We start from the raw sequence: 18,495 nt of genomic DNA, 5'->3' as shown, positions 1-18,495 counted from the left end.
TACGCACGAAAGAAGAATTCAATATAAACCCTTGTTTATGCCGACAAAGGTAATCAAATTATTCGGTTATTCCTATTTTTTGCGGATTAATGCATCGATATTCCGCAGAAATGTATTTCCGCCCCGTTCTCGGGGCGGGAGCGGCCGCCGGCAGGAAGCCCCGGGACTGCGGCCTTAGTAGCCGAGTATCCTCAGCATCGAGCGGTAGGATTGCTCCTTGGCGAAGAGCCTCGTATAGTACTCGTTATCGCTCTTGTCGCGGTCGATGATGATGTGCTTGGGTGCCGGGATCAGGCAGTGCTGGATGCCGCCGAAACCGCCCAGCGACTCCTGGTAGGCACCCGTGTGGAAGAACCCGATGTATTGCGTGTTGCCGGGTTCGAGCTTGGGCAGGAAGATGGCGTTGGTGTGCGATTCGGCGTTGTAGAAATCCTCGCTGTCGCAGGTCAGCCCCCCGAGCAGTACGCGCTGGTATTCGCGATCCCAGTTGTTCACCGCCAGCATGATGTAACGCTGGTTGATGCCCCACGTGTCGGGCAGGGTAGTGATGAACGACGAGTCGATCATGTACCAGTTCTCGCGGTCGTTCTGCTGTTTCTGGTTGACGATCGAGTAGAGCGCCGCGCCGCTTTCGCCTACGGTGAACGACCCGAACTCGGTGAAGATGTTAGGTTCCTCCGTGTCGTTGCGGTGGCAGATGTTCTTGATCTGGGCGATGATCTCCTCGGTCAGGTATTCGTAGTCGTATTCGAAGTTGAGCGAGTTCTTGATGGGGAATCCGCCGCCGATGTTGAGGCTGTCCAGCTCGGGGCAGATGGCTTTGAGTTCGCAGTAGACGTTCATGCACTTCGACAACTCGTTCCAGTAGTAGGCCGTGTCCTTGATGCCCGTGTTGATGAAGAAATGCAGCATCTTGAGCTGGAACTTCTTGCTGTTCTTGAGCTTGGCCTTGTAGAAGTCGAGGATGTCGTTGTAGCGGATACCCAGCCGCGAGGTGTAGAACTCGAACTTGGGTTCCTCCTCGCAGGCGATGCGGATGCCGACCTTGCATTTCTTGGTGAAGGCGTCCTCGAACAGGTCGAGCTCCTCCTTGTTGTCCAGCACGGGGATCGTGTTGACGAAGCCGTCGTTCACCAGCTGGGCGATGTTCTCCACGTACTGCGGGCGCTTGAACCCGTTGCAGATGATGTAACGGTCTTTGTCGATGATGCCGCCGTCGTAAAGCGCATTGATTATATGTATGTCGTATGCCGACGACGTTTCCAGGTGGACGTCGTTCTTCATGGCCTCCTCCAGCACGAACGAGAAATGGCTCGACTTGGTGCAGTAACAATAGTTGTACGAGCCTTTGTAGTCGACCTTCGCCATCGCCACGTTGAACATGCGCTTGGCGCGGTTGATCTGTTGCGAGATCTTCGGCAGGTACGTTATCTTGAGCGGCGTACCGTACTGCTTGATCAGTTCCATGAGAGGGATGTCATGGAAATTCAACTCGTTGTCTTCGACCGAGAACTCATCCTGCGGAAAGTCGAACGTCTGTTCGATGAGGTCGATGTACTTGTCTTTCATGGCTGGTTCGTGTAAGTTTCGGCAATCCGTCTTCGCTACATCCGTAATTTCGGGCCAAAGTAGCTCTTCCGGATTTTTTGAAATTTCGGGATGCAAATCAAACGAATATTTTTCGTATAACCAATAGTTTGCCCGATTATTTTGAAAATCCGTGCCGAATTTTGCTTTTTTCATCGGAAAAGGGTATTTTTGAACCGGATTTCAAAAGTGGATTTCAATCGTGTTGGTTCAGACCATATCGCAATATCTCGGGTCGCACAAGCGGCTCGTCGTGCCCCAGCTCGGGACGTTCATCGTCAAGGAGCCGGGCGTAAGCATTGTTTTTTCGGAGTTGCTCAAACGCGACGACGGTGTGCTGCGCGGCCTGCTGCGAGAGGCGGGCGTCGGTGAACTGGAGGCTGCGGGCGAGATCGACCGCTTCGTCTTCGAGGTGCGCCATGCCGCCCAGCACGGGCAGGAGTTCCGGCTCGACGGCTTCGGGGTGTTGCGTCCTGGCCCCAACGGGACGATCGCCTTCGCCTACGAGCCGCGGCCTGTGCAGTCCGCTGCGGACGCAGCGCCCGGTGCCGCCTCGGTTCCGGCCGGGACGCAGACTGCCCCTATGGGGCAGAAGCCCCCGAAGCTGCCTTATTCCGAGCCGCGCGTGTCGCCCTCGGCCAAAATGAACCCCGACCCTTCGGTGCGGGGCCTGCGCTACGGCAAGCCGCCGAAGACTACCGCCGCCTACACCTATGTCGACCGGCCGCCGCGCCGGCGCCGTGCCGACCGTTTCATTTGGGTCGCCGCCATCGCCGCCGCCATCGCCGTCGCCGCCATCGCTTTCGGCTATCTGCGTGAAGCGAACGACAAGGAGGCCGAAATGCAGTACCTCGAACAACCCGCCGACCCGCAGCCCGCAACGGACACGGGCGCGGCGACGCCCGAACAACCCATAACGGAATAAATGACGGACATCACCACAGTCAAGCAGCGCTTCGGCATCATCGGCACTTCGGAACTTTTAGACCGGGCGCTGGAGGTCGCCGTGCGTGTGGCTCCCACCGACCTGACCGTCCTTGTCACGGGCGAGAGCGGCGTGGGCAAGGAGTTCTTTCCGCAGGTCATCCACGCCTATTCGGCGCGCAAACACAATAAATATATAGCCGTCAACTGCGCGGCGATTCCCGAAGGTACCATCGATTCGGAACTCTTCGGGCATGAGAAAGGCTCCTTCACCGGGGCGCTCGAAGCCCGCAAGGGCTATTTCGAGGAGGCCGACGGGGGGACGATCTTCCTCGACGAAGTCGCCGAGTTGCCGCACCCGACCCAGGCGCGCCTGCTGCGCGTGTTGCAGACGGGCGAGTTCATCCGCGTCGGGTCGTCCAAGGTGCAGAAAACCGATGTCCGCGTCGTTGCCGCCACGAATATGAACCTCCAGCAGGCCATCGCTTCGGGGCGTTTCCGCGAGGACTTGTACTACCGCCTCAGCACGGTGCCGATCACGGTGCCTTCGCTGCGCGAGCGGCCGCAGGACATCCCGCTGCTGTTCCGCAAGTTCGCCGCCGACGTGGCCGCACAGTACCGTATGCCTGCCGTGACGCTCGATGCCGCGGCGCGCGAGATGCTGATGCATTATTACTGGCGGGGCAATATCCGCCAGCTCAAAAACGTGGCCGAGCAGATCTCGGCCATCGAACAGACCCGCCTTATCACGGCCGACGTGCTGTCCCGCTATCTTCCGCCGCAGGACGGCGGGACGCCCGCACCGATGGGCGGGATGCGCGCGGATGACACGATGTCCACCGAACGCGAACTGCTCTACAAGGTGCTGTTCGACATGCGGGCCGACATCAACGACCTCAAGCGGATGATGTCCGAGTTGATGCACAACACCCAGGCACCCTGCGGGCCTGTGCACGACGTCAAGGCGCTGCTGCCGACCACGGCCCAGAGCTCCGCTTCGGCCTATGCCCCTGCGGCGGTCTATGCCGAGAGCGAGGATGTCACCGACGAGCCGCCGCGCGAGATGACCAAGGCCGACATGCAGCGCGAGCAGATCATCCGCGCCCTGCGCCGCAATAACGGGCGCCGCCGCGAGGCTGCCGCCGAATTGTTCATGTCCGAACGTACGCTCTACCGCAAGATCAAGGAGCTGGGCATCGAAGAGAATTGAATGGACATGTATTGCATGCAAGTTTAATAGATTTTATTTATGCTGCCACAAAAATATATCATTGCCGTTCTGGGTGATGCCTATGAAGGAAAAACAACGACAATCAATAAGACTTTCAATAAATTGGCAGGCAGTAAAATAATCTCTGGCGTTACATCGGTGTGGGGGCCTTTGCCGTCTCCTTCCAATGTGGTCGATTTTTCTCTTACGGGGATTACCAAATACGGGCTTACAGGATTTTTAAGCCAGGGAGACCAAATATGCTACACTTATGTAAATTTGGAAAAATTAGTGCAGATGGGGTGCCAGGTGATTGTATGCGCTTGTAGGAAGCGTAATCCGGATACGTTCAATGCCGTAGCGAAAGTAGCGTGGGAATATGATTTTTCGATTATTTGGATTAAGTTTGATCGACCGAAAGATGTTTCTAAAGACGAATATACGGATGAATTATCCAACAAGATATTCTACTTATTCAAATAGTGCCATTATTTCGACGAGCGGTTGTTTTGCTGATAAAGAGCCGAATGACCTTCTGATGGTATTTTCGATGAATGAAGTTTAAATAAAAAAGAAGTGGCTTCCTTGCGGGTGCCAGAACAATCGATATGATTTTTAAGATGAAGATAAAACTTGCAATCACGGCCCTCTGTGCCGCCCTGCTGACCGGGTGCGGCGTGGCCATCAAATATTCGCTCTCGGGCGCCTCGATCCCGCCCGATGCCAGGACTTTCAGCGTGGCCTATTTCCCCAACAACGCCACGATGGTTGCGCCCATCCTCAGCTCGACGCTCACCGATGCACTCGTCGACATGTTCACCCGCCGTACCCGCCTGATGCAGGTCGAAGAGGGCGGCGACTTCGCTTTCGAAGGCGAGATCATCAACTATACCTCCACCACGGCGTCGGTGTCGAGCGACGATTACGCCCTGCTGAACCGCCTGACGATTACCATCAAGGTGCGTTTCACGAATGCCCTCGACGAGAAACAGTCCTGGAACAGGACTTTCACGTCCTACGAGGACTACGAATCCACACGTCTGCTGACCGAAGTCGAGGGGGAGCTCATCCCGCAGATCGTCGACAAGCTGGTGACGGACATTTTCCAGGCTTCGGCTTCGAACTGGTAAACCTTCGCGGCAATGGCTGACCTGAAACAATATATCGCATCGTCCGGCGCGGGTGAACTTCCCGCAGAGGCGGAACTCGACGCGTTGCTCGCGCGCTGCGAGTGGTTCGACCTGGCGCGTATCGTACGCGAAATCGCCACGGGCAGGCCCGATCCCCGGCTGGACGTGACCGCCCCGTGGCGTGCGCAGAGTTCGCTGCGCATGGCTGCGGTCGATGCCGATGCCCTGTGCCGGCTGTCGTCCGACGACATCATCGACCGTTTCCTGCGCGAGGAGGATCTGCGCATCGTGGCCGCCGACGGCGAACCCGAGGAGGAGGTGTGCACCGAGGCCGTGCTGGACGACGACGACCAGGTCGTGAGCGAGGAACTGGCGGAAATCTATCTTGCCCAGGGGCTTCGGGACAAAGCCATAGCGATTTATCGCAAATTAAGTTTGCGAAATCCCGAAAAAAGTGTTTACTTTGCCGAGCTAATTGGCAAATTGGAAAACAATAATTAAATTTCAACGATATGTTATACACGATTTGCATTGCCTTGATACTCATTGCCAGCGTTCTGGTGATCCTTGCGGTATTGGTGCAGAACCCCAAGAGCGGCATGGCCGCCAATTTCGGCGCGTCCAACCAGGTCATGGGTGTGCGTGAAACTTCGGATTTCCTCGAGAAATTCACTTGGACGATGGCTATCGCTATCGTTGTGCTGAGCCTCGTGGCTACGCTCGCCATGGACAAGGGGCGCGTCGCAGAGAGCAACAGCGAAATTTCGAAGGACGCCAAGGCACTTCAGGAGCGTGTCCTTGAGACCGAGGCGCCCGCCACGATGCCCCAGGCCGAGATTCCGGCACAGGCTCCGGCCGAAACCCCTGCGGAGCAGCCCGCCGAATAGGGTAGTATCCCGGAGGCTGCCCCTGACGACGGGGAACAGAAGACAAAAGACTGCGGAAGCGATTCCGCGGTCTTTTTTTTGTATTGTGCATTTCCTGTATACATTTCCTGTCTTTTCTGCTTCCACCGCCTGTTCCCCGCGTTCCCGGTGTTCCCGGTGTTCCCCGCATTTTCTCCGTTCTTCTCCGTTCTCTGCCCCATCTGCCCACCCCCATCCTCCTCTGCTTCTGCCTTTGGTTTTTTCGTCTGTCCCTGTCTGTCCCTGTTTGCTCCCTCCTTCCTTTCCGGCTTTGCCCTTGCAGCCTGTGCTTCTTGTTCCGCATAACTTGTTCAGGTGCGATCTTTCATTTTTTTGCTATCTTCGTTTGCCGTCCTACTACTGCATCCTCTTCGAGCCTCTTCCTGGGGCCTCCTCTTCCTGGGGGTGTCCACTTTTTGCCTCCTCTCCGCGTTCCACGCTTCTGCCCCCCCCTTTCCTCTGTGATAGCCTCGGAATCGTAATAAATGTTTTTAATGGCTTTGACTCTTTGAAAATAACTTTATCTTTGGTGGGTTATAAAATAATTTTTATCTTTGTATGTCAAGAGTTTTAATCAATATATTGCGTGTATATGTATATTTATTTTAAATATATTTCCGAATGAAAACCAAAACTTATGTAAAAGGCATTGCCGCATTTTGTGCCCTCGCGGCGGTCGCCTGTACGGGCGTCCAGCAACCCCGGGGCGATGTGGCTGTCTATCTGGACGAGTCGCAGCCGCTTGAAAAGCGCGTCGAGGACGCCCTTTCGCGCCTGACGCTCGAAGAGAAGGTCAGGTTGTTGCATGCGCAGTCTAAATTCTCGTCGGCGGGCGTCCCGCGGCTGGGCATCCCCGAAGTGTGGTGCACCGACGGCCCGCACGGCATCCGCCCCGAGGTCTTGTGGGACGAGTGGGATCAGGCCGGCTGGACGAACGACTCGTGCACGGCATTTCCCGCGCTGACGTGCCTCGCCGCGACGTGGAACCCCGAAATGTCGGCCCTCTACGGCAAGTCCATCGGCGAGGAGGCGCGTTACCGGGATAAGGACGTGCTGCTGGGCCCCGGGGTCAACATCTACCGTACGCCCCTGAACGGGCGCAACTTCGAGTATATGGGCGAAGACCCCTTCCTGTCGGCCCGCATGGTCGTGCCTTACGTGCAGGGGGTACAGCAGAACGGGGTTGCCGCCTGCGTGAAGCACTTTGCCGTGAACAACCAGGAACTGCGGCGCCATGAGGTCGACGTGGTGGTCGACGACCGTGCCCTGCACGAGATCTACCTCCCGGCCTTCAAGGCTGCGGTGCAAGAGGGCGGTGCCTGGGCCATTATGGGCGCCTACAATAAATACAAGGGCGAGCATTGCTGCCACAACCAATACCTGCTGAACGACATCCTCAAGCGCGACTGGGCGTTCGACGGCGTGGTCATATCCGACTGGGGAGGCGTGCACGATACGCGCGAGGCCATCTTCAAAGGGCTCGACATGGAGTTCGGCACATGGACGGACGGCCTGAACTGGGGCGCGACCAATGCCTACGGCAATTACTACCTGGCGAATCCTTACCTCGAACTGCTCCGCAAGGGCGAGGTGGGTACCGGGGAGCTCGACGACAAGGCCCGCCGCGTGCTGCGCCTGATTTTCCGCACGGCGATGAACAGCCGCAAACCCTTCGGGTCGCTCTGCTCGCCGGAGCATAATGCCGCGGCACGCCGCATTGCGGGCGAGGGTATGGTGCTGCTCAAGAACGACGGCGGGGTGCTTCCCGTCGACCTTTCGAAAACGAAGAAACTGCTTGTCGTGGGCGAGAACGCCGTGAAGATGATGACCGTCGGCGGCGGTTCCTCGTCGCTCAAGGTGAAACACGAGTGTACGCCGCTGGAGGGTATCCGTGCGGCCGTCGGCGACAAGGCCGAGGTGCTCTACGAGCGCGGTTACGTCGGCGACGTGACGGGCGACTACAACGGGGTCGTGACCGGACAGGATCTCTCGGAAGGACGCTCCGGGGCTCAGCTCCTCGCCGATGCCATCGCCGCAGCCCGCAAGGTGGATGCCGTGGTGTTTATCGGCGGCCTGAACAAGGGCGACCATCAGGATTCCGAAGGCGCCGACCGTTTGCAACTCGGGCTGCCTTACGGACAGGATGCCGTGATCGGGGCTTTGGCCGAAGCCAACCCCAACCTTGCCGTGGTGTTCGTCTCGGGCAATGCCGTGGCGATGCCGTGGATCGACCGCGTGCCCGCCGTACTGGAGGCATGGTATTCGGGCTCCGAGGCCGGCAATGCGCTGGCCGACGTATTGTTCGGTGCCGTCAACCCTTCGGGTAAACTGCCCTTCACCTTCCCGGTGCGTCTGGAGGATTGCAGCGCCCACTCCGCCGGGGAGTATCCCGGCGAGGGGCAGGTCGTCTACCGCGACGGGATCTTCGTCGGTTACCGCTGGATCGAGAAGGAGCGGATCGAACCCCTGTTTGCCTTCGGCCACGGCCTGAGCTATACGACGTTCGACATTGCCAACGTGCGGGCGGATCGCACGTCGCTTGCAACGACGGGCAGGCTCCGGGTCTCTGCCGACGTGACCAATACGGGCGGACGTGCCGGCGCCGAAGTCGTGCAGCTTTATATCGGCGACAAACTCTCGTCGCTGCCGCGTCCCGTGAAGGAGCTCAAGGGCTTCGAAAAGGTATACCTCGCGCCTGGCCAGAGCCGAACCGTCACGTTCGAAATCGACCCCGGGATGCTCGCATGTTACGACGATGCGAAAGGTGCCTGGGTCGCAGAGCCCGGTGAATTCACCGCCTATGTCGGCGCCGCGTCGGACGACATCCGCGGAACCGTCGATTTCGTGCTGAAATAATCCCCGCTGCGTGGGCGTCGCGGAACCGGCGCTGCGGAATGAGCGGGTGCGGCGGACAGGCTACGGCCGCTGCCAGCGGTGAGCACCACCCTTGAGGCGGCTCCTACCTTGTGCCCGAAATAGCAACAACCCCCGCAAACTCGATGGTTTGCGGGGGTTGTCGTTGCCGGGCTTTCGCGGCCCTGCGATATCCGCCGCAGCGTGAACTGCGGGGCTCGCCCGTTGCCGGAACCTATCCTTTGATCCCTGTCCAGTAGAGCACATGCCGCCGCAGGGGGTGCCCCTCCGGCAGGGCTGGGTGGTTGAACTGACCCACGCACTCCATGCCGATTTTCTGCATGACCCGCTGCGAGCGCAGGTTGGCGACGGCGGTGAAAGCAATCACCTCCTCGATGCCGAGTTTTGCCGCGAGCGCAAGGCACGCCTGCGCGGCTTCCGGGGCGTAGCCGTTGCCCCAGGCGTCGGCACGCAGCCGCCATCCGATCTCGATCTGGCCGCACAGCCCGTCGAACGTCACGCGGTGCAGCCCCGTGTAGCCGAGCAGCAACCCGTCCGAAATCCTTTCCACGGCGTAAAGCCCGAACCCTTCCGTTTGGAACTCTTCGCGGATATGCCCGAAGAATGTTGCCGACTCTTCCCGGGTCAGCGGGGCGGGGAAATACTCCATTACGCGCGGGTCTGCGTTCATGGCCGCAAATGCGTCGAAATCATCCTCCCTCCATGCGCGCAGTACGAGGCGGGATGTCTGTGCCGGAAAAATCATGGTTTTAATCTTTATCATGTGAATGTTGCGTCTCGAATAGAGGCGGAACCGAGCGCAGACCCTGTACCTTCGTTTTGAGCCTGCCGGGATTTTTGCCGTGCCGTCCGGTTGCTGTTTTCCGGTCGCTGTTTCCCGTCAGCGTCATCTGCCTGCCGTTATCCGGTTACCTACCGTTATTTGGTCGCCGCAGCCGGGCTTTGTCGTCGCTTGCCGGATATTGGCCGGGTAATCCGACCGGGTTTGTATATCTTCCGTCGGCTTTGCCGCTGTTTTTGAGGCTCTGCTGCCCCTCCCCGGCTCCGGCCTTACTCGGCCACCTCTTTTTTCGAGCGTTTGCGGGTGTTGATCGTCAGGTAGCGTTGCAGGGTCTGCTGCAGGCGCACGGGGTCGATGTCGCGGCGGAGCTCCCCGCCCTGCGCGATCGAGATGCCGCCCGTCTCCTCCGAAACGACGATGATGATGGCGTCCGATATCTCGCTCATGCCGATCGCGGCGCGGTGGCGGGTGCCGTAGGATTTCGGGACGTCGCTCTGCGTCACCGGCAGGATGCACTTTGCGGCCACGATGCGGTCGCCTTCGATCAGTACGGCTCCGTCGTGCAGGGGGGCGTTCTTGAAAAATATATTTTTTAACAACGACGTCGAAACCTTGGCGTCGAGGGCGATGCCGCCCTCGGCGATCAGCCGCAGGTCGCTCTGCTGGCCGATGACGATCAGCGCACCGGTTTTCGTTTCCGACATTTCGCGGCAGGCCGTGACGATCGGCACGACGTTGGTCTGCACCGTGTCGTCGCCCGTCGAGAAGATGCGGGTGATGAAGTTGAAGTGCTTCTGGCGCATCCCGATCACCTGCAGAAACCGCCGCAGTTCGGGCTGGAATACGATGATCAGCGCAATGGCCCCGACCGAGATCAGCTGTCCGAGTATCGTCGACAGCAGTTCCATGTTGAGCGTCCGCACCACCACCCACAGCAGGTAGATGGCGATGATCCCCGAGAGGATATAGGGCGCGTTGGTACCTTTGGTCATGCGGTAGATCCAGTACATGATCACGGCGACCAGGATGATGTCTATGAAATCGACGAATGTGAACGGAACGAAACCCATTGCTTGTGTGTTGCTGTTAGTTTGCCTGCAAATGTATAAAAAATTACGGACATTCCGCTTTTGCGCTCCGATTATGTCTCCCGGTTGCCCGCCGCCTGCGTACTACCGCCCGTTACCTGGTGTGCCAGCCGTCGCCCGTCGCAGCATGTTGCCTGCTCTGCCGCCCGAAAAAAAAGCCGCCCCGGATCGGGACGGCTCGGCGGGGAGGGCAACGCACACTCCCTTATTTCTTGACGGCTTTCTTGTCCGCTGCGTAGAGCTCGTTGACCTTCGCAAGCACGGCGGGCGTGATGTTGAGCGTCGAATCGGCGTCGATCAGTGCCGTGGCGTTGATGATGAGCTTGTATTTCTTGTCGCCGTTGATCTCCTGCACGGCGCGGTGCAACAGATCCTGCGCACGGTTGGTGAACACGTAGTTCTCTTCGTCGAGCGCCTGGGCCTCTTTCTGTGCGGAACTCTGGTACGAAGCCACACGCTTTTCGATGCTCTGCTGCTGGGCCTGTGCATCGTTGGTGGTAATCAGCCCTTTCTGGTATTTTTCCTGCAGCTGGGCGGCTTCGGCCTGCAGGTTCTGCTCTTTCTGGGCCCAGCTTTTCTGTGCTTTCTGGGTCTTTTCCTGCAGGGCTGCGCCTTCATTCAGGAAAAGGTCGCATTGTGCCAGTACGGCTTCAACCTGCACATAAGCGATATCGCTTGATCCGACTTCGCGGGCAACCTCCTCCTCGGCGGCCGTCTCGGTGGTCTTCGTACCGCAGGCTGTCATGGCGCAAGCCGCAACGAGCGCCGTAAAAAGCATTTTTTTCATGTCGTTTTTTATCTGTTTTAGTTAAATATTCGGCTTTTGAATCACAAAGGTAAAAAAAAATCTTTATTTTTGCCCCACGCCTTGTAAATTTTGAATTTCATGTACGAATACATCAGCGGAACGGTCGCCGAGGCGACCCCGGCATATGCGGTCATCGACGCCGGAGGTGTCGGTTACTACCTCCATATCTCGCTCGAAACATTTTCGGCCGTCGAACATGCGCAAAACGCCCGTCTGTACGTGCACTACATCGTGCGTGAAGACGCCCAGATCCTGTATGGTTTCGCGACGAAAGTCGAACGCGAATTCTTCCGCCATCTGATCAGCGTTTCGGGCGTGGGGGGCAATACGGCGCGTATGATTCTTTCGACCTATTCGCCGCGCGAGTTGCAGGGGATCATCACCTCGGGCAATGCCGTACTGCTCAAAAACGTCAAGGGTCTGGGGCTGAAAACCGCCCAGAAAATCATCGTCGAACTGAGCGGCAAGCTCACCGGACTGGCCGAGGGCGATACTCAGGCGATCCCGTCCGCAGGCGGGGAGGCGCTTGACGAGGCGCTTTCGGCGCTGGTCATGCTGGGATTCGCTAAGGCTCCGGCCGAGAAGGCGTTGCGCGGCATCATGCGTGATAATCCGGCCGTTTCGGTCGAGGATTTGGTGCGAATGGCCTTAAAAATCCTATGAAAAAGCTTTTTTTATCAATAAAAGTGTAAAAAATCCCCCCCCCACAATTTGGCAGGGCAGATTATTTGCTATACATTTGCGGCATCGTATTTTTATACGCCGTAATATTTGTTAAACTTGCTTGCTAAATGGAAGAGGCGCTCCCACTTGGATTTATTATCCTCTTGCTCTGCATCGTTTGTGGTGCCGTCGCCGTCGCAATAGGGATCTATGTACTGAAGCAACGGCGGCTCCAGCGGCTTAAAAACCCGCGGAAAGACTATTACCGCTGATTGCAGAAAGAGATTTATGACGGCTGAAGCCGTCTTTTTTTTGTCCCCGGCACGCTAACCGGGGCTTTTTTTACGTTTCATGCTTTGAAATCGGATTGTTTTTGTAAATTTGCACGATAATACGACGATGAAAAGACTATTGATCATATGCCTATCCGCTGCGCTCGTGTCGCTGGCCGGCTGTTCCGACGACGAAGACATCCAGCCCGCGCAGAAGGAGAAGATAGTCTCTTTCCTGACCGGGACGCACGCCCCCCGGCTCGTCGCCGAGGAGAACCTGGAGGAGGGCAGCAACCAGCCCTACTACACGGTTTCAGGCGATGCCGTATACCGCTACATTACCGATATCTACAATCCCGACCGGGTCAACTGGCCGGAGGTAACCCCGACCTCGACCGTGAAGATTACCTTCCGCGCCTATGTCTTCACCTATGCGAATATCGTGACGACGGGTTCGGAAAATAACTGGACCGTACCTTATTATACGAACGATGCCGCCCTGAAAAGTTTTCTGGAAGGGCGGGGGCTCAATACCGAATGGTGGACGTTCGAGCCGCTGACGGTGGATATGCGACACCCCGGTATAATAAAAGGGATGGCCGATGCGTTACTTGGTTGCCGCGAGGGCGATGCCGTCGAGGTGTATATGACATACAATATGGCCTATGGCGACGACTATTTCGGCATTATCCCGAAGGAGAGTCCCATAGCCTGGTTTTTTACGGTGGATGCAGTGGATCCGGTCGACCCGGTCGACCCGGAGAATCCGGGCGGCCCCGTGGAACCGGCGAATTAAATGTTGAGTAAAATACAAACCGAACATATGAAATTTATCGCTCGTTTTCTGTACGTGCCGCTCGCCGGCCTACTGGTGCTGACGTCCTGCGCGAAAGAAGAAACGGAATCTTACGACAAATTCGAGAACCAGGCGCTCGAGGCATGGATGACCCAGCACCGCAGCGACCTGGTGGAGAACCTCCAGTCCGAAGGGCTGTACTATATCGACCTGCTCGATGCGGGCGACCTTGCGTCCGATCCGATCAACACCGAGGACATCTGGGTGTCTTTCGATTTTTCGGGGCGCGATTTGAGCGGCAACATCATCCTCACGCGCAATGCCGACGATGCCGTGCTGGCCGGGTCTTTCTCCAAGTATACCCACTATGTGCCTTTCTACCGCTACTGCGGCTCGGAAAACTCAGGACTGATGGAAGGGACGTGGCTGGCCATGCGCCGTACGCTGACGCTCGGCGATACCTATTTCCGGAATAACAAAGACCGGCTGGGCATCACCTCCCCCGAGGTGACGCTGCGCTACGGCTCGAAAATCCGGCTCTACATGCCTTCGTCGGTGGTCGGCAACGGCGTCGAGGGTACGGGCGGATATGAGGGGCAGGAAGGTTATTCGCTCAGTTCCAAACGCCCGTTCATCGTGACCATGGAGATCCGCGACACGGTCAGCAACCCGCTCGAACGCGAGGGTACCGATGTGGATGACTTCTGCGAACTGAACGGCGGCCTGCAGATTTACAGCAAGGGCGACGACGACACGCCCGCCACGGAGGTGCCGGAAGACCCCGAGGATCCCGAACACCCCTACAGCGAGACTTCCAAGCGCTGGGTCAGCGCCTGCGACTCGATCCCCCAGGTCTATGTCAACGTGCGCTACAACCCGGCCGAGCCCGGGGATCAGCTCTCCTTCCCTGCGCCTTACCACGTGGGCTACGAGCCCTATGTCAGCGAAGCTTCGGTCAGGGATATCGACATGCAGATCGCCGAGGCACTCAAAAAACGTTTCCACGGCGAGGGTGACGATTACGAGAAGTATGAGGGGGTCAAGACGCTCGAAGCCGACTCCGTGACGCTCGAAGGCACGGCCAAAATCTGGTATATCGGCCGTTTCCTCGACGGGTTCATCTTCGACACGAACATCGACGAGGTGAAGAAGATCATCTACGGCGAGGTCGCGCAAACGGGTACGGCGCTCGAATACACCCCGTCGAGCGGCGGGATGATCCAGGCGTTCTACTACGCCATCCCCAACCTCAAGTTCGGCCAGTGGGCGGAGCTCATCACCACGTCGACCAACGCCTACGGTTCGTCGGGCAAGAGCGGCTCGTCGAGTTCGTCCACTTCGGGGTCGAGCGGTTATTCGTCGAGCTACCTCGATTATCTCAACTACCTCAATTACGCCAATAGCTACTACGGCAGCGGCGGATACTACGGCGGTTACTACGGCGGCTATTACGGCAGCTACTACGGCGGTTACTACGACAGCATGTACGGCTCCGGCTACGACAGTTCCAGCACGGGTACCACCGTGACGACCATCACCACCGAGATCCCGTCGTTCACGCCCCTTATTTTCCAGCTTTACATCGAACCGGAAGATTGATCCGGCTTCGCTGCCGGTGTGGAAAAACCGTCCTTTCGCAATAGAAGGGGCGGTTTTATTTATGTTCCGTTCTTGTTACGTTTTTATTTCACTTTTTAAGGCAGAAATTTTGCAGTTCCGCAAAATTGTATTAACTTAGTGATGCAGAACTTCAACTTAAAATTCAACGGATATGATTATCACATTTAACGAGTTGCGCCGTATCAAGGACAGGTTGCCCAGCGGCAGCTCGCAACGCATTGCAGATGAACTGGGACTCGACGTAGAAACCGTCCGCAATTATTTCGGGGGCAAGCACGAGGCTAAGGAGTGCGTGGGGGTTCATTTCGAACCGGGCCCGGACGGTGGAGTCGTTACACTGGACGACACGACGATCCTCGATGTTGCAATGCGTATCCTTGGCGACCAGAACAAATAGTTGTTAAGAGTTAGTCCGGCCTTCGGGCCGGGTCGTAGGGCCTGCGAAAACGCAGGCCTGTTTTTTTCGCTCTATTTTCCGGCGCCCCTTGTTTTTCCGGCAACCCTTTCTTTCCCCGACTGCCCTTCTTTTCCCGGCTGTTCCTTTCCCCGTCCTTGTCCGACGCCCCTGCTGATTGCCCGTGTCGCTGCCGTATGCCTTCGTCCGCTGCCCGGTTGCTTGCCTTCCTGCTTTGCACCTCCCGTTCCTCCCCGGCCTTTCTGCCAAAATAACACCCTGGGCGCAGTTGCCGGGACGGTCGTACGGGGAAATTCTGCCATTATGCTGACAATTTGGCAGGGATTGCCGTTTGGTACAACCTTTGTTCGATCTACTGGCGTGACCGGCCACCGGAACCGCAGGGCGAAGGGGCGGGGCACAGGGCAACGTAAAAAATATCATTAAACTTATATACGATTATGGCAAAAATTATTGGTATTGACTTAGGTACTACGAACTCCTGCGTAGCAGTGATGGAGGGCAACGAGCCCGTGGTTATTCCCAACTCCGAGGGACACCGCACGACCCCGTCTGTGGTGGCTTTCACGGCGGACGGCGAGCGCAAGGTGGGTGACCCGGCTAAGCGTCAGGCCATCACCAACCCCAAACGTACGGTCTTTTCGATCAAGCGTTTCATGGGCGAGCGCTACGATCAGGTTACGGCCGATATAGAGCGTGCCCCCTATCCGATCGTCAAGGGTGACAACAACACCCCGCGCGTCGATATCGACGGCCGCCAGTATACGCCGCAGGAGATTTCGGCCATCATCCTGCAGAAGATGAAGAAGACGGCCGAAGACTACCTCGGACAGGAGGTTACGGAGGCCGTCATCACGGTTCCCGCCTATTTCTCCGACTCGCAGCGCCAGGCTACGAAGGAGGCTGGCGAGATCGCCGGGCTGAAGGTGCGCCGTATTATCAACGAGCCTACCGCAGCCGCACTGGCCTACGGTATGGACAAGAAGAGCAGCGATATGAAGATCGCCGTGTATGACCTCGGCGGCGGTACGTTCGATATTTCGATCCTCGAGCTGGGCGACGGCGTCTTCGAAGTGAAGTCGACCAACGGCGATACCCACCTGGGCGGCGACGACTTCGACCACGTGCTGATCGACTACATGGCCGAGGCGTTCAAGGCCGAGCACCAGATCGACCTGCGCCAGGATCCGATGGCCTTGCAGCGTCTGAAGGAAGCTGCCGAGAAGGCGAAGATCGAACTTTCGTCCTCGACCTCCACGGAGATCAACCTGCCGTACATCATGCCCGTCAACGGCATTCCGCAGCACCTTGTTATGTCGCTCACGCGTGCCAAGTTCGAGCAGTTGTGCGACCATCTGATCCGCAAGACCATCGAGCCTTGCAAACTCGCTTTGCGCGACGCGGGCCTCGACGCTTCGCAGATCAACGAGGTGATCCTCGTCGGCGGTTCGACCCGTATCCCCGCGATCCAGAAGATCGTCGAGGAGTTCTTCGGCCGCACGCCCAACAAGAGCGTGAACCCCGACGAAGTGGTGGCCGTAGGCGCCGCTATCCAGGGCGGTGTGCTCACGGGCGAGGTGAAGGACGTGCTGCTGCTCGACGTTACGCCGCTGTCGCTGGGTATCGAGACCTTGGGCGGTGTGATGACCAAGCTCATCGACGCCAACACCACGATCCCGACCCGCAAGTCGGAGACCTTCTCCACGGCTGCCGATAACCAGCCTTCGGTCGAGATCAACGTCTGCCAGGGCGAACGTCCGCTGGCCCGCGACAACAAGTCGATCGGCCGCTTCCACCTGGACGGCATTCCTGCTGCTCCGCGCGGTGTGCCGCAGATCGAGGTGACGTTCGATATCGACGCCAACGGTATTCTGAACGTCTCGGCCAAGGACAAGGGTACGGGCAAGGAGCAGAAGATCCGTATCGAGGCTTCTTCGGGCCTTACCGAGCAGGAGATCCAGCGTATGCGCGACGAGGCCAAGGCCAACGAGGCCAAGGACAAGCAGGAGAAGGAGCGTATCGACAAGATCAACGCCGCCGACTCGAACATCTTTGCCACGGAGAAGCAGCTCAAGGAGTATGGCGACAAACTCCCCGCCGACAAGAAGTCCGCGATCGAGGGTGCGCTGGCCAAGCTGAAGGAGGCGCACAAGAACGCCGACGTGGCGGCCATCGACACGGCCATCGCCGAGCTGAACGCCGCATGGCAGGCTGCATCGCAGGACATCTACGCACAGCAGCAGGCGCAGGGCGCACAGCCCGGGGCCGATGCCGGCCAGTCGCAGTCGCAGGCCAATGCCGGCGGCGCATCGAATGGCGGCGACAGCTCTCAGCCCGAGGATGTTGAGTTCGAAGAGGTGAAGTAATACGCGAAGTGTTCGGGGCACTTCAGCCGCAAGGCTTTCATATAAATTCCCAGGGGTGCGATCCGGTTTTCCGGGTCGCACCTTTTTTTGCCTATCCCCGTTCCGCCCGCCACATGCCGTAGAGGATCAGTGCCGCGCCTGCCAGTGCCGCGGGGGTGATGCGCTCGCCGATGCAGGCCGCCGCCGTGATGATCGTCACCAACGGGTTGAAATAGATGTAGTTGGTCGTGCGCACGGCTCCCAGTCTGTGCATCGCGGCGTTCCACAGGACATAGCAGAGCATCGAGGCTACGATCCCCAGGAACAGCAGGTTGCCCCACACGGCGGGGCGGGCCAACACCTCTGAAGTGATCGAAAAAGGCTGGAAAACGAATACCGGCAGGATGGTCAGCAGCCCGTAAAAGAATACCTTGCGGGTGATGAAGACGGCAGGGTAGCGGCCGCCGATGCGTTTGATGACCAGCGAATAGACCATCCACAGCAGCGCCGCCGACAATGCCAGCATGTCGCCTCGGGGAGAGAGCCGGAGCACGAAGCGTCCGTTGAGGACGACCAGCACCATGCCTGCGAACGCCAGCGCAGAACCCACGGCCTGCCGCCGCGTCATCCGTTCGCCGCGGTAGAGCAGGCTCAGCAGTACGGCCGTCCATACGGGCGCCGTGCAGACGATCAGCGAGACGTTCGACGCCGGGGCGTATTCCAGCGCCATGTTTTCGGTCAGGAAATAGAGCGAGCCGCCCGTGATTCCGGCCACCGAGAGCGTCAGCTCGTCGCGCCATCCCGATGCCCACAACCGCCTGCCGGACAGGGGCCAGATGCAGATGTAGGCCATGGCGAACCGCAGCAGGAATATCTCCGCCGGGGTCAGCGAATTGGCGATGAGCACCTTCGTCGAAACGAACGTCGCTCCCCATACTGCCACGCTGAAGAGCGCCGCAAGGTGGTATTTGTACTCCGTATATTTTATCATACGGCTTCAAAATTACAGTTTTTTTATCTTCCCGACGCAAATCTTAATTCGTTATTTCCGATTTTCAATTCTTTTTTCCTATCTTT

17 protein-coding genes are annotated in these 18,495 nt (G+C 58.0%); 12 read left to right on the top strand and 5 right to left on the bottom strand.

What is annotated here, in order from left to right; translation table 11 throughout:
* Positions 1 to 174: 174 nt before the first annotated feature.
* Positions 175 to 1,569, bottom strand: coding sequence for a decarboxylase (locus B3C38_RS07510; protein WP_055203076.1), 1,395 nt, complete (start codon positions 1,567 to 1,569; stop codon positions 175 to 177).
* Between the two features lie 223 nt (positions 1,570 to 1,792).
* Here B3C38_RS07510 and B3C38_RS07505 point away from each other — a divergent pair, with 223 nt between their 5' ends.
* The 7 genes from B3C38_RS07505 to B3C38_RS07475 all read left to right on the top strand — a co-directional run bounded on the left by B3C38_RS07505 (position 1,793) and on the right by B3C38_RS07475 (position 8,612).
* Complete coding sequence (locus tag B3C38_RS07505; protein WP_174760571.1) at positions 1,793 to 2,512, top strand: hypothetical protein; 720 nt, start codon at positions 1,793 to 1,795, stop codon at positions 2,510 to 2,512.
* Entirely contained in the window at positions 2,513 to 3,721 is a 1,209-nt protein-coding gene (locus tag B3C38_RS07500; RefSeq protein WP_022333788.1) for a sigma-54 interaction domain-containing protein, read from the top strand. It begins immediately after the preceding gene.
* Between the two features lie 39 nt (positions 3,722 to 3,760).
* Positions 3,761 to 4,204 (top strand): hypothetical protein, encoded by a 444-nt coding sequence (locus tag B3C38_RS07495; protein ID WP_055203069.1) that lies wholly within the window; start codon positions 3,761 to 3,763, stop codon positions 4,202 to 4,204.
* Positions 4,205 to 4,341: 137 nt separating this feature from the next.
* Entirely contained in the window at positions 4,342 to 4,851 is a 510-nt protein-coding gene (gene lptE / locus B3C38_RS07490; protein ID WP_237957785.1) for an LptE family protein, read from the top strand.
* 12 nt (positions 4,852 to 4,863) lie between these two features.
* The gene (locus tag B3C38_RS07485) at positions 4,864 to 5,352 is read left to right on the top strand and encodes a hypothetical protein (RefSeq protein WP_022333790.1); all 489 of its coding nucleotides are present in this window, start codon (positions 4,864 to 4,866) and stop codon (positions 5,350 to 5,352) included.
* An 11-nt stretch (positions 5,353 to 5,363) separates the two neighbouring features.
* On the top strand, positions 5,364 to 5,738 hold the full coding sequence (gene secG / locus B3C38_RS07480; RefSeq protein WP_018696927.1) for a preprotein translocase subunit SecG: 375 nt from the start codon (positions 5,364 to 5,366) through the stop codon (positions 5,736 to 5,738).
* A gap of 639 nt (positions 5,739 to 6,377) precedes the next feature.
* Positions 6,378 to 8,612, top strand: a complete 2,235-nt coding sequence (locus B3C38_RS07475; RefSeq protein ID WP_286726487.1) for a glycoside hydrolase family 3 C-terminal domain-containing protein — start codon at positions 6,378 to 6,380, stop codon at positions 8,610 to 8,612.
* A gap of 232 nt (positions 8,613 to 8,844) precedes the next feature.
* Here B3C38_RS07475 and B3C38_RS07470 read toward each other — a convergent pair whose 3' ends face one another.
* The 3 genes from B3C38_RS07470 to B3C38_RS07460 all read right to left on the bottom strand — a co-directional run bounded on the left by B3C38_RS07470 (position 8,845) and on the right by B3C38_RS07460 (position 11,286).
* Positions 8,845 to 9,375, bottom strand: a complete 531-nt coding sequence (locus tag B3C38_RS07470) for a GNAT family N-acetyltransferase (protein ID WP_237957827.1) — start codon at positions 9,373 to 9,375, stop codon at positions 8,845 to 8,847.
* Between the two features lie 305 nt (positions 9,376 to 9,680).
* Positions 9,681 to 10,481 (bottom strand): diadenylate cyclase CdaA, encoded by an 801-nt coding sequence (gene cdaA, locus B3C38_RS07465; RefSeq protein WP_022332284.1) that lies wholly within the window; start codon positions 10,479 to 10,481, stop codon positions 9,681 to 9,683.
* A 223-nt stretch (positions 10,482 to 10,704) separates the two neighbouring features.
* Positions 10,705 to 11,286 (bottom strand): OmpH family outer membrane protein, encoded by a 582-nt coding sequence (locus B3C38_RS07460; protein WP_055212156.1) that lies wholly within the window; start codon positions 11,284 to 11,286, stop codon positions 10,705 to 10,707.
* A gap of 99 nt (positions 11,287 to 11,385) precedes the next feature.
* On the opposite strand from B3C38_RS07460, the gene ruvA reads away from it, so the two are divergent.
* The 5 genes from ruvA to dnaK all read left to right on the top strand — a co-directional run bounded on the left by ruvA (position 11,386) and on the right by dnaK (position 17,439).
* Positions 11,386 to 11,970, top strand: coding sequence for a Holliday junction branch migration protein RuvA (gene ruvA / locus B3C38_RS07455; RefSeq protein ID WP_022332282.1), 585 nt, complete (start codon positions 11,386 to 11,388; stop codon positions 11,968 to 11,970).
* A gap of 399 nt (positions 11,971 to 12,369) precedes the next feature.
* Complete coding sequence (locus B3C38_RS07450; RefSeq protein ID WP_117508420.1) at positions 12,370 to 13,038, top strand: FKBP-type peptidyl-prolyl cis-trans isomerase; 669 nt, start codon at positions 12,370 to 12,372, stop codon at positions 13,036 to 13,038.
* Between the two features lie 27 nt (positions 13,039 to 13,065).
* Positions 13,066 to 14,637 carry an FKBP-type peptidyl-prolyl cis-trans isomerase gene (locus tag B3C38_RS07445; RefSeq protein WP_141405556.1) on the top strand — a complete coding sequence of 524 codons (1,572 nt, stop codon included), beginning with the start codon at positions 13,066 to 13,068 and terminating at the stop codon, positions 14,635 to 14,637.
* A gap of 172 nt (positions 14,638 to 14,809) precedes the next feature.
* Positions 14,810 to 15,055 (top strand): hypothetical protein, encoded by a 246-nt coding sequence (locus B3C38_RS07440; protein ID WP_018697335.1) that lies wholly within the window; start codon positions 14,810 to 14,812, stop codon positions 15,053 to 15,055.
* Positions 15,056 to 15,513: 458 nt separating this feature from the next.
* Positions 15,514 to 17,439, top strand: a complete 1,926-nt coding sequence (gene dnaK, locus B3C38_RS07435) for a molecular chaperone DnaK (RefSeq protein WP_286726483.1) — start codon at positions 15,514 to 15,516, stop codon at positions 17,437 to 17,439.
* A 91-nt stretch (positions 17,440 to 17,530) separates the two neighbouring features.
* On the opposite strand, the gene B3C38_RS07430 is transcribed toward dnaK, so the two are convergent.
* On the bottom strand, positions 17,531 to 18,409 hold the full coding sequence (locus tag B3C38_RS07430; protein WP_055203059.1) for a DMT family transporter: 879 nt from the start codon (positions 18,407 to 18,409) through the stop codon (positions 17,531 to 17,533).
* Between the last annotated feature and the right edge of the window lie 86 nt (positions 18,410 to 18,495).

This window comes from Alistipes sp. UBA1686 (assembly GCF_002320215.1).
Taxonomy (GTDB): Bacteria; Bacteroidota; Bacteroidia; order Bacteroidales; family Rikenellaceae; genus Alistipes; species Alistipes onderdonkii.
This window is presented reverse-complemented; position numbering and strand designations above follow the sequence as displayed.